This window comes from uncultured Nevskia sp. (assembly GCF_903885465.1).
In the GTDB taxonomy this organism is placed as follows: Bacteria; Pseudomonadota; Gammaproteobacteria; order Nevskiales; family Nevskiaceae; genus Nevskia.
This window is the reverse complement of record NZ_CAISIQ010000465.1, coordinates 1-12,192: the sequence shown is the minus strand read 5'-3', so window position 1 is coordinate 12,192 and position 12,192 is coordinate 1. Positions and strand designations below refer to the sequence as shown.

At 63.9% G+C, this 12,192-nt stretch carries 14 protein-coding genes and 1 pseudogene; 13 read left to right on the top strand and 2 right to left on the bottom strand.

What is annotated here, in order from left to right; genetic code table 11:
• The 13 genes and pseudogenes from chlL to QZY06_RS18140 all read left to right on the top strand — a co-directional run.
• A pseudogene (chlL, locus tag QZY06_RS22275) lies at positions 1-171 on the top strand (ferredoxin:protochlorophyllide reductase (ATP-dependent) iron-sulfur ATP-binding protein); the annotation flags it as partial.
• Positions 171-869 (top strand): magnesium protoporphyrin IX methyltransferase, encoded by a 699-nt coding sequence (gene bchM / locus QZY06_RS18195; protein WP_295686712.1) that lies wholly within the window; start codon positions 171-173, stop codon positions 867-869. The pseudogene chlL and the gene bchM, both read left to right, overlap by 1 nt.
• Positions 866-2,344, top strand: a complete 1,479-nt coding sequence (locus QZY06_RS18190) for a BCD family MFS transporter (RefSeq protein WP_295686708.1) — start codon at positions 866-868, stop codon at positions 2,342-2,344. Before bchM ends, QZY06_RS18190 begins: the two co-directional genes overlap by 4 nt.
• Positions 2,341-3,114: a photosynthetic reaction center subunit H gene (gene puhA / locus QZY06_RS18185; RefSeq protein WP_295686706.1), complete on the top strand. Its 774-nt coding sequence runs from the start codon at positions 2,341-2,343 to the stop codon at positions 3,112-3,114. The genes QZY06_RS18190 and puhA overlap by 4 nt, the downstream gene beginning before the upstream one ends.
• Entirely contained in the window at positions 3,111-3,785 is a 675-nt protein-coding gene (puhB, locus tag QZY06_RS18180) for a photosynthetic complex putative assembly protein PuhB (RefSeq protein WP_295686703.1), read from the top strand. The genes puhA and puhB overlap by 4 nt, the downstream gene beginning before the upstream one ends.
• A 33-nt stretch (positions 3,786-3,818) precedes the next feature.
• Entirely contained in the window at positions 3,819-4,307 is a 489-nt protein-coding gene (gene puhC, locus QZY06_RS18175; RefSeq protein WP_295686700.1) for a photosynthetic complex assembly protein PuhC, read from the top strand.
• Positions 4,304-5,371, top strand: coding sequence for a magnesium-protoporphyrin IX monomethyl ester (oxidative) cyclase (acsF, locus tag QZY06_RS18170; RefSeq protein WP_295686697.1), 1,068 nt, complete (start codon positions 4,304-4,306; stop codon positions 5,369-5,371). Before puhC ends, acsF begins: the two co-directional genes overlap by 4 nt.
• A 68-nt stretch (positions 5,372-5,439) precedes the next feature.
• Complete coding sequence (gene puhE, locus QZY06_RS18165) at positions 5,440-6,246, top strand: putative photosynthetic complex assembly protein PuhE (protein ID WP_295686693.1); 807 nt, start codon at positions 5,440-5,442, stop codon at positions 6,244-6,246.
• Between the two features lie 101 nt (positions 6,247-6,347).
• Positions 6,348-6,731 (top strand): VOC family protein, encoded by a 384-nt coding sequence (locus QZY06_RS18160; protein ID WP_295686690.1) that lies wholly within the window; start codon positions 6,348-6,350, stop codon positions 6,729-6,731.
• Positions 6,732-6,878: 147 nt separating this feature from the next.
• A complete protein-coding gene (locus tag QZY06_RS18155; RefSeq protein ID WP_295686687.1) occupies positions 6,879-8,015 on the top strand; it encodes a fatty acid desaturase in 1,137 nt (378 codons plus the stop codon).
• A 29-nt stretch (positions 8,016-8,044) separates the two neighbouring features.
• Positions 8,045-9,124 (top strand): 2Fe-2S iron-sulfur cluster binding domain-containing protein, encoded by a 1,080-nt coding sequence (locus tag QZY06_RS18150; protein WP_295686684.1) that lies wholly within the window; start codon positions 8,045-8,047, stop codon positions 9,122-9,124.
• Positions 9,125-9,204: 80 nt separating this feature from the next.
• Positions 9,205-9,981 carry a tyrosine-protein phosphatase gene (locus tag QZY06_RS18145; protein ID WP_295686682.1) on the top strand — a complete coding sequence of 259 codons (777 nt, stop codon included), beginning with the start codon at positions 9,205-9,207 and terminating at the stop codon, positions 9,979-9,981.
• A 24-nt stretch (positions 9,982-10,005) separates the two neighbouring features.
• Positions 10,006-10,800, top strand: a complete 795-nt coding sequence (locus QZY06_RS18140) for an enoyl-CoA hydratase-related protein (protein WP_295686680.1) — start codon at positions 10,006-10,008, stop codon at positions 10,798-10,800.
• Between the two features lie 122 nt (positions 10,801-10,922).
• Here QZY06_RS18140 and QZY06_RS18135 read toward each other — a convergent pair whose 3' ends face one another.
• Both QZY06_RS18135 and QZY06_RS18130 read right to left on the bottom strand, forming a co-directional pair.
• A complete protein-coding gene (locus QZY06_RS18135; RefSeq protein ID WP_295686678.1) occupies positions 10,923-11,237 on the bottom strand; it encodes a hypothetical protein in 315 nt (104 codons plus the stop codon).
• 20 nt (positions 11,238-11,257) lie between these two features.
• The coding region (locus QZY06_RS18130) for a methylmalonyl-CoA mutase family protein (protein ID WP_295686676.1) at positions 11,258-12,192 on the bottom strand (935 nt) is incomplete at its 5' end.

Below are 12,192 nucleotides of genomic sequence, written 5' to 3'. Positions count from 1 at the left end.
CGCTCGCGGCTGAAGAAATCGACGCTGTTCGAGATGGAAGATTCGCCGGAACTGAAAGCCGTGCAGGACGAATACATGCGTCTGGCCGGCAATCTGTGGATGGGGACGAAACCTCAATTGACCTCGCCACTGAAAGATCGCGAAATCTTCGACCTGCTGGGGTTCGAGTGATGAGCAACGCCTCCTACGCAGCGCGGCGCGGCCAGCTGGAAACCTATTTCGATCGCACTGCGGCTGAAACCTGGGCGCGCCTGACGTCGACCGCCAAGGTCAGCCGCATTCGTGAAACCGTGCGTGCCGGCCGCGATGAGATGCGCGCCACCTTGCTGAGCTGGCTGCCGGAAGATCTCAGCGGCCGCCGCATCCTCGATGCCGGTTGCGGCACCGGCGCGCTGGCGATCGAAGCCGCGCGGCGTGGTGCCGAGGTCATCGCCATCGACATCGCCGGCAACCTGGTCAACGTCGCCCGCGAGCGGGCGCCAAGTGATCTGAAAGGCTCGATCGAATTCCATGTCGGCGACATGCTGAACCCTGCGCTCGGCAGCTTCGATCATGTCGTCGCGATGGATTCGCTGATCCATTACCAGCCGGCCGATATTGCCGATACGGTCGCCAAGCTGATGGCGCGGACGCGGCAGAGCATCGTCATCACCTTCGCGCCGAAGACGCCTTTGCTGACCGTGATGCATAACGTCGGCCTGCTGTTTCCGCGCGGCGACCGGGCGCCGGCAATCGTGCCGGTGACGGCGACGACGCTGCGCGATTTGCTGGAAGACCGTTTCGAAGCGGCCAGCTGGACCAACACCCGGACGCAGAGGGTGGCCAGCGGCTTCTACAAATCCGAGGCCTTCGAACTGAAACGCGCATGAAAAAGCCCGTGCCAGCCAACCTGACCTTCGCATCGACCTGGACCCGGGTATCGACCCGCTTCCTGCCGTTCGCCGATGCCGCCACCGTCGAACTGCCGCTGAAGCGGCTGCTGCGGCTGTCGCTGTTCCAGGTTTCGGTCGGCATGGCGCTGGCGCTGCTGATCGGCACCCTGAATCGAGTGATGATCGTCGAGCTTCATGTACCGGCCTGGCTGGTCGGCGCGATGGTGTCGGCGCCGCTGGTGTTCGCGCCGTTCCGGGCGCTGGTCGGCTTCAAGTCCGATACTCACAAATCATTTCTCGGCTGGCGGCGCGTGCCGTACATCTGGTTCGGCTCGATGCTGCAGTTCGGCGGGCTGGCGATCATGCCGTTCGCACTGATCCTGCTGTCCGGCGATTCGCTGCAGCCGCCGATCGTGGGCCAGGTCGGCGCTGCGCTCGCATTCCTTCTGGTCGGCGCCGGCCTGCACACGACGCAGACCGTCGGCCTCGCCCTGGCCACCGATCTCGCGCCGGTGGAATCGCAGCCGCGAGTCGTTGCCTTGATGTGCTCGATGCTGCTGGTCGGCATGGCGGTCAGTGCGGTGATCTACGGCCTGTTGCTGCGCGATTTCAGCCAGCTGCGGCTGATCCAGGTGATTCAGGGCTCGGCGATCGTGACCATGGCGCTGAACATCGCCGCGCTGTGGAAACAGGAAGCACGCGATCCTGCGCGCACCTCGCATGAGCTGCCGACCCCTTCGTTCCGCGAATCCTGGGAAACCTTCAGCCATCGCAGCCACGCCAAGCGGCGTCTGGTCGCGCTCGGCCTCGGTACCGTGGCGTTCTCGATGCAGGACATCCTGCTGGAACCCTTCGGCGGCGAAGTGCTCAAGCTGCCCGTCGCCTCGACCACCGCCTTGACCGCAGCACTCGCATTCGGCGGTCTCGCCGGCTTCGTCATCGCTGCCCGCGCGCTGGTGCGAGGCGTCGATCCCTACCGCATGGCGGCTTACGGCGCCGTGGTCGGTATCGCGGCATTTTCCGGCGTGATCATGTGTGCGCCGATGCAATCGGCCGGGCTGTTCGCCTTGAGCGTGGCGCTGATCGGCGTCGGCAGCGGCCTGTTCGGCCACTGCACCCTGACCGCCGCGATGAGCATGGCGCCGAAGGCACAGATCGGCCTTGCACTCGGCGTCTGGGGCGCGGTGCAGGCAACGGCAGCCGGTGGCGCGATCGCCATCAGCGGCCTGCTGCGCGATGGCATCGCCAGCCTCGCGGCATCCGGCGCGCTCGGTAGCGCGCTGGTCGGCCCAGCCACCGGCTACACGGTGGTCTATCACCTGGAACTGGGCCTGCTGTTCGCGACGCTGGTCGCGATCGGCCCGCTGGTACGCAACGCATTCGATCAGCACGACGACGCCGGCGAACACGCCCAAGACGTCGCCTGGCCCAACCTGCAGTCCATGAATTTACGGGAGGAGGTAGCACAATGAACCACGGTGCCATCACGGCGAGCCTCGACATCGCCCAGGTTGTTCTCTATCTGTTCTGGGGCTTTTTTGCTGCCCTGATCATCTATCTGCATCGCGAGAACCAGCGCGAGGGCTATCCGCTGGAAACCGCTGATCGCTCGCCGAACAAGCTGCAGGAAGGCCTGGGCGGACGTCCGCAGCCGAAGACCTATCTGCTGCCGCACGGCGGCACCAAGACGGTGCCGGCGGAATGGAAAGCCGGCCCGGCCGAAGTGCTCAAGGCGCGGCGTCTGGACCGCAACCCGGACTCGCCGCTGGTGCCGATCGGCAACCCGCTGCTGGCCGGCGTCGGCCCTGGTGCCTGGGCGAGCCGCGATGATCATCCGGATCTGCAGATCGACGGCACGCCGAAGATCGTGCCGCTGAGTGCCGACTCGGCCTATGGCGTCGCCAAGGGCGATCCGGACCCGCGCGGCAAGACCGTGTTCGGTGCCGATGGCAAGGCGGGCGGCACCTGCGTCGACATCTGGGTTGATCGTTCCGAGCGTCTGTTCCGCTACTACGAGATCGAGGTTGCTGGCGGCGCCCATGTGCTGCTCCCCGCGAACTTCGCGCGCGTGCAAGGCAGCGGCGCAATCAAGGTGGCGTCGATTCTCGGCCAGCACTTCGCCGAGGTGCCGCGTACCAAGCAGGCGCAGCAGATCACCCTGCTTGAAGAAGACGTGATCTCCGCCTACTACGGCGCCGGCACCTTGTACGCCACGCCGGATCGCCTGGGACCGCTGCTGTGAGCGATCACGACCACGACGATTTCAATTTCACCGGCGTGCGCGAGCTGCCGGGCAAGCTGCCGGAAGGCGAAAGAGTGCTCTGGCAGGGCGGCCCGCGCTGGACTTCGCTGTTCCGGCGCGCCTTCCACGGCCGCACGATCGCGCTCTACTTCGCGATCCTGATCGGCTCGCGCGGCGTTGCCGTGGCGAGCAGTGGCGCCGGCGTCGCCGACGTGCTGATCGCGATGCTCTGGCTGGCGCCGCTGGCGATCACCGGCCTCGGTCTGATCGCTTTCGTCGCCTGGCTCAGCGCCCGCGCCAGCTGGTACACGATCACCAATCGTCGCGTGGTGATGCGCGTCGGCGCGGTGCTGGAGATCAGCTTCAACTTCCCATTCGCGGTGATCGAATCGGCCGGTTTGCGGCTGCACGCCGAAGGCACTGGCGACATCCCGCTGCTGTTCCACGATGGCAGCAGCATTGCCTATCTGCACCTGTGGCCGCACGCCCGGCCCTGGCAGCTGCGTCGTACGCAGCCGATGCTGAGATCGATCGAAGAGCCGCAGAAAGTCGCCGAACTGCTGGCATCGGCACTGGCCAGCGCCACCGGTGGCAGCGCGCTGCCGATCAGTGCCGGCAAGGCTCAGCAAGGCATGCCGAACGGTTCGATGTTGCCAGCCGCCGGCCACTGAAAGCTCAATAAAAACACCAAGGATCGACCCGCGATGAATAACACCCAGTCTTCCGGTTTCCCGCGCTTGATGCTCTGGGCCATCGGCGGCCTGATGGGCCTGACCATGGTGCTGTCGGCCGCAAGCCGGCTGAGCGGCGCCACGCCTTCGCTGATCGGTGAATCGCCGACCGTCGCCTCGCGTGATTTGCGCTTCGAGGATCGCAGCGACGGCAGCATCGCGGTCATCGATGCGACCAACCAATCGCAGGTGGAGATCATTCCTCCAGCCAGCAACGGCTTCCTGCGCGGCACGCTGCGCGGCCTGGTGCGCGAGCGCAAACGCGAAAGCATCGGCGCCGAGATTCCCTTCACCTTGATCGGCCGCGCCGATGGCCATCTGCTGATCAGCGATGCCGCCACCCATCGTCTCGTCGATCTCGGCGCCTTCGGCCACACCAATGCCGAAGTGTTCGCGCATCTGCTGCCACCGGGCCGGCACACGCTGGCGGCCAATACCGATACTTCGCGGAGCACCCCATGAGCACCGCTACCCTGGAAGCACGCCTGCCGAACGAAACCACCCGCCGTGCCCAGGAAGACACGCTGCTGACGCCGCGCTTCTACACCACCGACATGGCGGCGATGGATCGCATCGATGTGGAGCCGATCCGCGCCCAGTGGCAGTCACTAATGGACGAGTACAAGTCCGACAACAACAAGGTCCACTTCCAGCGTCCGCCGAACCTGATGGCGGACTACTCCGATCTGCCCGAAGGGCTGTACAAGGAGTTCGTCGATTTCATGGTCAGCTCGATCACTTCCGAATACTCCGGCTGCGTGCTGTACAACGAGATCAAGAAGAAAGTCGGCAACGAGGACATGAAGGAACTGTTCGGCTACATGGCCCGCGACGAGGCCCGCCATGCCGGTTTCATCAATCAGTGGCTGAAGGACTTCGGCATCGCCGTTGATCTCGGCTTTCTGACTCGCGCCAAGAAGTACACCTACTTCCGGCCCAAGTTCATCTTCTACGCCACCTACTTGTCCGAGAAGATCGGCTACGCCCGCTACATCACCATCTTCCGGCAGATCGAAAAGCATCCGGAGCTGAAATTCCATCCGATCTTTGGCTGGTTCGATCAATGGTGCAACGACGAATTCCGCCACGGCGAAAGCTTTGCGCTGCTGATGCGCGCCAATCCGAAATTGCTCGAAGGCCACAACAAGCTGTGGATTCGCTTCTTCGTGCTCGCCGTCTACGCGACGATGTTCGTGCGCGACCAGTCGCGCCCGGAAATGCACGATGCGCTGCAGATCGATCCGCGCGAGTACGACTACACGGTGTTCCGGATCACCTCGGAAATCTCCAAGCAGGTGTTCCCGTTCACGGTCGATATCGACAACCCGGCATTCCGTGACTGCCTGGAAAAGCTGCTGGCGATTTCGATAGCGAACGACAAGGCACGTGCCGAAGGTGGCGTGCTGAATGCGATCAAGCGCATCGGTTACGGTGCCAGCGCAGCAGTCACCTTCCTGCGCCTGTACCTGATCCCGGTGATCTCGCACGAACTGCCGAAGAACGTTCGCCTCTCTCCAACCTGGTAATTCGCCCCTTCTCCCCTTGCGGGAGAAGAATGGGAAGCGGTTCCCGCCATGAAGATCGAAATCTCGAGATGACGGCTCTCAGCTTCACCATTCTCTACACGCTGTTCATCTGGTGGTTCTCCACCGGCGCGATCCTGTATCTGGACGGCCTACCGCGATCGACCTACAAGTACAGCTTCGCAGCCGCGACCTTGGTGCTGATCGCAGCGCTTTACGGTCTCGATCACAGCGCCGCCGATACCAGCGTCAGCGGCGCGGTCATCGCCTTCAGCAGCAGCCTGATGGTCTGGGGTTGGTTGGAGATGAGCTTTCTGATGGGCTACATCACCGGCTCGCGCCGCACACCCTGCCCGCTTGGCGCACGCGGTTGGCGGCGGGCGCGGTACGCCTTCGAAGCCGTCATGCATCACGAACTGGCCTTGGCGACAGGCGCGGCGGCCGTCGGCGCACTGAGCTTCGATGCCGACAACGGCACCGGTTTCTGGACCTACATGATCCTGTGGATGCTGCGCAGCAGCGCCAAGCTCAATGTCTTCCTCGGCGTGCGCAATCTCAGCGAAGCCTTCCTCCCCGAGCATCTGCGCTATCTGCAGACCTATTTCATGCGCAAGCCGATGAACCTGCTGTTCCCGTTCTCGGTGATCGCGGCAACCACGGTCGCCACCTTGCTGTGGCGACTCGCGCTACTCGCTCCGGAAGGCAGTTTCGAAGCCGTGTCGCTGGGTTTCCTGGCCACCTTGCTGTCGCTTGCGGTGCTCGAGCACTGGTTCCTGGTGCTGCCGATTCCGGCGGATGCCTTGTGGCGTTGGGGGATGCGGTCTCGGGGTGCGGAGGATGAGCGTTTGATCAAGGAGGGTGTCCGGGCAAGTCGTTGAGCCAGACGCTGATCAAGCCGCGAATAGCTTGAAGACGGAACCTCAAGCCGAAGCGCCTGCCCAAGTTCGAGCCTGTCCGCCGAATTCGCTGGAGGTCTCGGATGCATCCCCAACCCCTCATCGCCGTCAATGAGGTGCCCGCAACCAGCCGCTGGTACCAGTCCGTACTCGGCCTCGAAAGCAGCCACGGCGGCGCCGAGTACGAACAGCTCAGTTTCAACGGCAGGATGGTCCTGCAACTCCACCACTGGGATGCCCATCACCATCCCCATCTCGGCACCCAGGAAATGCAGCCCTGGGGCAATGGCGTGCTGCTCTGGTTTCAGACCGACCAGTTCGATGCGGCGGTTCGAAGAGCGACCGATCACCGGGCCGATATCCTGGAACCACCGAAGATCAATTCCAACGCCAATCACCGCGAGATCTGGCTGAAGGACCCGAACGGCTACGTCGTCGTGATTGCCGGCGCGTACGGCGATATCTGAAGCTCCGCTTGCAGTCCCCCGATTCCCCGGAAGACGAACGGAGTACCGACCGACTGGCCGACCAAACTATGGGATGGGCCGTCGTCGGGGCCGAGGGCCGAAGATGCACCGTCGCCTGATCCGGCGTGTAGCCCTGCGAGACCTGCCATGACCAAGAACCTCGATTATTTCAAGTACTTGCTGTCCCCGATCATTCTCAGCGCACACGCCTATGGCATGTGGATGGGCGGCAATTTCACCTGGGTCGGCATGGCGCTGCTGCTCGGCGTGCTGTTCTTCGATGCCTTCCTGAAGGCCGATTATTCGATCCGCGATCAGGCACATGCCTGGATCTATGACGTGATCGTGTCGGTCACCGTGCTGGCCAGCTTCGTCAACATCCTGTTCTACGCCTGGCTGATCGGGCATGACCACTTCGCGACCACGGCGTCGGAAGTCGGTGCCTTCCTCAGCACCCTGTTCATCGGTTTCGTGATCGGCGCACCGCCGGTGCACGAGCTGTTCCATCGCGAAGGCCTGTTCCTGCGCTGGCTCGGCCGCATCGGCCAGTGCCTGGTGTTCGATCCCTGGCGCGAGATCACCCATGTGGTCACCCACCACATGCGCGTGGCAACGCCGGATGACCCGGACTACGCCCGCCGTGGCGATACCGTCTACGGGCATTTCTTCCGCACCTTCCCGGCGCAGTGGAAGGAGAGCTATCACCTCGAAAAGATGATGTGGACCAAGCGCGGCCGCAAGTGGTACGACCCGCGCAATGCCTGGGTGTTCAAGGCGACCTATTTCGGCATCTTCCTCGCTGCGCTGTTCGCGCTCGGCGGCGTCAAGGGCCTGCTGCTGTGCTCGGCCTCGCTGTTCTTCGGCCCGCGCATGCTTCTGGAAGTGTTCAATTACTGCAATCACTACGGTCTGATCTCGGCGACGCCGGGCCGCTTCGAGAAGCATCACACTTGGAATCACATCACGCCGCTGGTGCGCATCCTGGCGCTGGAGATCACCAACCACGCCGGCCATCACGACGACAGCTACAAGCCGTTCTACGCGCTGGAGCCGGATCCGAACGGCCCGCAGCAGCCGCAGTTCCTGCTCTGCGTGCTGCTGGCGCTGGTGCCGCCGCTGTTCTTCATGATGATCAAGCCGCTGCTCAAGGACTGGGACAAGAACCGCGCGACGCCGCAGGAACGCGAGATCGCCCGTCGTGAAAATGCCCGTGCCGGCTGGCACGAGTTGAACGACGAACCAGCACCGAGCGCGCCGCTGCGTGGCGCGATGGCCACGGCCTGATCGGCCCCTCATTGGAATCACGAATCCTCATGCAGGTGCTTGAGAAGAATCCGGCCGTCGAAACCCGCGCCGGCCACTGCCGAATCACCGTTCGCGGCAGCGACGGCAGCGAAACCTCGTTCGAGGTGAAGAAGAACGACATGCTGCTGAAGGCAGCCATCGACCAGGGCGTCGACTATCCGCACAACTGCCGGGTCGGCGTCTGCGGCACCTGCAAGACGCGGCTGGTCGATGGCCGGGTCAGCCCGATGGTCGATCTGGCGTTATCGCCCTTGAGCAACGAGCAGATCAAGGCGGGTTTCGTGCTCGCCTGCCAGGCCAAGGTGCGAACTGATCTGGTGCTCGACGTGAAGCTCGGGCACGGCGCGCAGTTGCCGGTGCGTACCGTCTCGGCCCTGGTCACGCGCTGGCAGCGCTTGCCGGGCGATGTCATCGACCTGCGTCTGAAGCTTGATGATGCAGTGGCGTTTAATGCCGGCCAGTACTGCACGATTGCCGAATCCGGCTCGTTCACGCGGCGCAGCTATTCGTACTACGACGTGCCGGCTGCCGATGGCAGCCCGGCCGGCGAAGTCGGCTTTCTGGTCAAGCGCCTGCCCGGCGGCCGGTTCTCGGAATGGCTGTTTGCCGAGGACCGCAGCGGCATCAAGTTCTGGGTGGAAGGGCCGTTCGGCGTCATGGGCGTCGACGATCTCGATCGCGACGGCCTCTGCGTCGCCGGCGGCACCGGCCTGGCGCCGATCCTGTCGATCGTCGGTGATCGCCTGCAGCGCTCGAAGACTGCGCGCTTCACGATCGTGTTCGGCGTGCGCAGCGAGAAGGATCTGTTTGCCGATACCCATCTGGCCGAGCTTCAAGCCAAGGCCGGTGATCGTCTGCGGGTGATTCCGATCCTGTCCCACGAACCGGAAGGCTCAGCCTGGACCGGCCTGCGCGGTCTGGTCACTGCCGCGCTGACGCCGGCGCTCGGCATCGACTTCCGCGATACCGCTGCCTTCATCTGCGGCAACCTCGGCATGGTCGAAGCGGTGGAGCGGTGCCTGATCGAGCTAGGTGTGCAAGCGGATAGAATCCACGCCGACAAGTTCGTGCCGTCCGGCACGCCCTGAGACGGCCGCAGCGAACGGTTGATCGGGGTGTTGGCGGCGATGTTGCGTGGCTTGTCGTCCCCCCTGCCAGAAATCCGATCATGACCCTGCTCAAGACTGCGCCGAACTTCCGCGATATCGGCGGTTTGCCCACCCGTGACGGTCGCCAGACCCGCGCTGGCCTCGTCTACCGTTCCGACGCGCTCGACGCGCTCGATGCCGACGATCTCGCCCAGCTCGCCAGCCTGTCGCCAAAGGTCTGCTGCGATCTGCGCAGCGACGGCGAGCGCCTGCAGCGTCCGCATCGCTGGCCGATCGGTGCAGAGCCGCTGGTCCTGAATCTGTCGGTTGCCACTGACATCCGCGTGTTGATGCCGGAACTGGTAGTCGAGCTGCGCAACAACGCGACTGCCGAAGGTGCCGCGGCACTGATGCGCCATCTGTACCGCGACCTGCCAGCGGTCTGCGCGCCGGTGCTCAAGCGGGTGTTCGCGTTGCTGCTGGACGAAGAGACCGAGCAGCTACCCCTGGTGGTCAACTGCACCGCCGGCAAGGACCGCACCGGCTTCGTCGTCGCCATGCTGCTGCACGCGATCGGCGTACCCGATGAAGCCGTGCTCGGCGATTACCTGCGCTCCAACGATGCCGCCAGCCGCGCGTCGCTGCAGCTCAAGGTCGCTGCCCTGCTGCACGAACTGATCGGCATCAGCGCACCGCAGGACATGCTGGCTGCGATCATCGCTGCACGTGCCGAATATCTCGATTCGGCAGTCGCCAGGATCGTGGCCGATCACGGCTCGATCGACGTCTACCTCGCCGAGGCGATCGGCCTCGACGACAGCCAGCGCAGCCGCCTCGCCAGCCGCCTGGTCCACTGATTTTCCCTTCGTTCCGGAGTCCCGATGAGCCTTGCCGAACTGTCCCTCGATGCCGCCACCGGCATTGCAACGATCACCATCAATCGCCCCGAGGTGATGAACGCGCTCAACGTGCCGCTGGCCGAAGCGCTGCGCGATGTCGCCCTGGAAGTTCGTGACGATGCGCGGGTACGTTGCGTGGTGCTGCGCGGCAATGGCCGCGCCTTCATCGCCGGTGGCGATCTGGCCAGCTTCGCAAAGGATTTCGAGGTTGCCGATCAGGTCGCGGACGATCTGCTCAATGCACTGCATGTGCTGGTCGAGACGCTGCGCAATATCGATGCGCCGGTGATTGCCTCGGTGCACGGTGCGGTTGCCGGAGCCGGCCTGTCGCTGATGACAGCTTGCGATCTGGTCATCGCTGCTCAGGGCACCCGCTTCATGATTGCCTATGACCGCATCGGTGCTTCACCGGACTGCGGCGGCACCTACTTCCTGCCGCGCCTGCTCGGCCGCAACAAGGCAGCCCAGCTGATGTTCCTCAGCGAAACCCTGGATGCCGAAGCGGCGCTGGCAGCCGGCTTGATCTACAAGGTGGTGGCCGCCGACGCGCTGGCAGCGAGCACGGCCGAACTGGCAACCCGGCTCGCCAATGGCCCGACGCAGGCCTATGGCAACTACAAGCGGCTGGTCGAGAAGACCTACGACCGCAGCTTGCCGGAGCAACTCGAAGCCGAACGCAATGCCTTCTCGGCGAACACCAGGACGGCCGATTTCCGCGAAGGCGTCAGCGCTTTCCTCGGCAAGCGGCCAGCCCAGTTCAAGGGCCGTAGCCAGTAGGGCCAGACAGACTATCCGTCGTCATCCCCGCGCAGGCGGGGACCCAGTTCTCTGTTGCCAGCGATGTGTGAACGTCAAAAACTGGATTCCCGCCTGCGCGGGAATGACAAGTATTTGAGCGCTCAGCGCGGCTTCAGCGGCGGATCGCAGACAAAGGCCTTGCCATCACGCGAGGCCGAATAGGAACTGACCAGCACGGTATTGGCCTTGAGCCGCACCGCCTGCGCCCGCAGCTGGTCCATGCCGACGTTCTTGAGACCTTCGACGCTGTCCACCGCCACGAAACCGGCATAGGTACAGGCAGCGGTCTCGTTCGGGATCGCAGTGATCACCACCTCGTTCATCTGAGGGCGAATCGAGCCGCAGGCCGCGAGGCCGACGGCGGCCAACAGCAGGCCCGCAGCGCCAAGGCTGCGGGTCGACTTCGGATGATTCATGGCGCGGCTCCGAAGCTGCATCACATGTTGCGCCGATACTCACCACCGACGTCGTACAGCGCATGGCTGATCTGGCCGAGCGAGTTGTACTTCACCGCTTCGAGCAGGGACTCGAAGATGTTGCGGCGATCACGGGCGGTCTGCTGCAGGTTCTTCAGGCTGTCGGCCTGCAGGTCGTTGCGCAGCGCGCGGAAGCTCGCCACGTTGTCGATCTGCTGGTCCTTCTCGTCGTCGGTGGAGCGGATCAGTTCGATGGTCGTCGCGATCTCGCCGCCGTGGTCCTTCGGCAGGAAAGTGTTGACGCCGATCAGCGGCAGCGAGCCGTCGTACTTCTTGTGCTCGTAATACAGGCTCTCTTCCTGGATCTTGCCGCGCTGGTACATGGTGTCCATCGCACCGAGCACGCCGCCGCGCTCGGAAATCGACTCGAATTCCTTGTAGACCGCGTCCTCGACCATGTCGGTCAGATGGTCGATCGCGAAGCTGCCCTGCCAGGGGTTCTCGCAGTAGTTCAGGCCCAGCTCGCGATTGATGATCAGCTGGATCGCGACCGCACGGCGCACGCTTTCCTCGGTCGGCGTGGTGATCGCTTCGTCGTAGGCGTTGGTGTGCAGCGAGTTGCAGTTGTCGAACAGCGCGTACAAGGCTTGTAGCGTTGTGCGGATGTCGTTGAACTGGATTTCCTGCGCGTGCAGCGAACGACCCGAGGTCTGGATGTGGTACTTCAGCATCTGGCTGCGTTCGTTGGCGCTGTAGCGCTCCTTCATCGCCCGCGCCCAGATGCGACGGGCGACGCGGCCGATCACCGAGTATTCCGGGTCCATGCCGTTCGAGAAAAAGAACGACAGGTTCGGCGCGAAGTCATCGATCTTCATGCCGCGCGCGAGGTAGTACTCGACGAAGGTGAAGCCGTTGGCCAGGGTGAAGGCAAGCTGGCTGATCGGGTTCGCACCGG

Coding starts and splice junctions, on each gene's coding strand:
- bchM (WP_295686712.1), top strand. CDS start 171: ATGAGCAACGCCTCCTACGCAGCGCGGCGCGGCCAGCTGGAAACCTAT.
- QZY06_RS18190 (WP_295686708.1), top strand. CDS start 866: ATGAAAAAGCCCGTGCCAGCCAACCTGACCTTCGCATCGACCTGGACC.
- puhA (WP_295686706.1), top strand. CDS start 2,341: ATGAACCACGGTGCCATCACGGCGAGCCTCGACATCGCCCAGGTTGTT.
- puhC (WP_295686700.1), top strand. CDS start 3,819: ATGAATAACACCCAGTCTTCCGGTTTCCCGCGCTTGATGCTCTGGGCC.
- acsF (WP_295686697.1), top strand. CDS start 4,304: ATGAGCACCGCTACCCTGGAAGCACGCCTGCCGAACGAAACCACCCGC.
- puhE (WP_295686693.1), top strand. CDS start 5,440: ATGACGGCTCTCAGCTTCACCATTCTCTACACGCTGTTCATCTGGTGG.
- QZY06_RS18160 (WP_295686690.1), top strand. CDS start 6,348: ATGCATCCCCAACCCCTCATCGCCGTCAATGAGGTGCCCGCAACCAGC.
- QZY06_RS18155 (WP_295686687.1), top strand. CDS start 6,879: ATGACCAAGAACCTCGATTATTTCAAGTACTTGCTGTCCCCGATCATT.
- QZY06_RS18150 (WP_295686684.1), top strand. CDS start 8,045: ATGCAGGTGCTTGAGAAGAATCCGGCCGTCGAAACCCGCGCCGGCCAC.
- QZY06_RS18145 (WP_295686682.1), top strand. CDS start 9,205: ATGACCCTGCTCAAGACTGCGCCGAACTTCCGCGATATCGGCGGTTTG.
- QZY06_RS18140 (WP_295686680.1), top strand. CDS start 10,006: ATGAGCCTTGCCGAACTGTCCCTCGATGCCGCCACCGGCATTGCAACG.
- QZY06_RS18135 (WP_295686678.1), bottom strand. CDS start 11,237: ATGAATCATCCGAAGTCGACCCGCAGCCTTGGCGCTGCGGGCCTGCTG.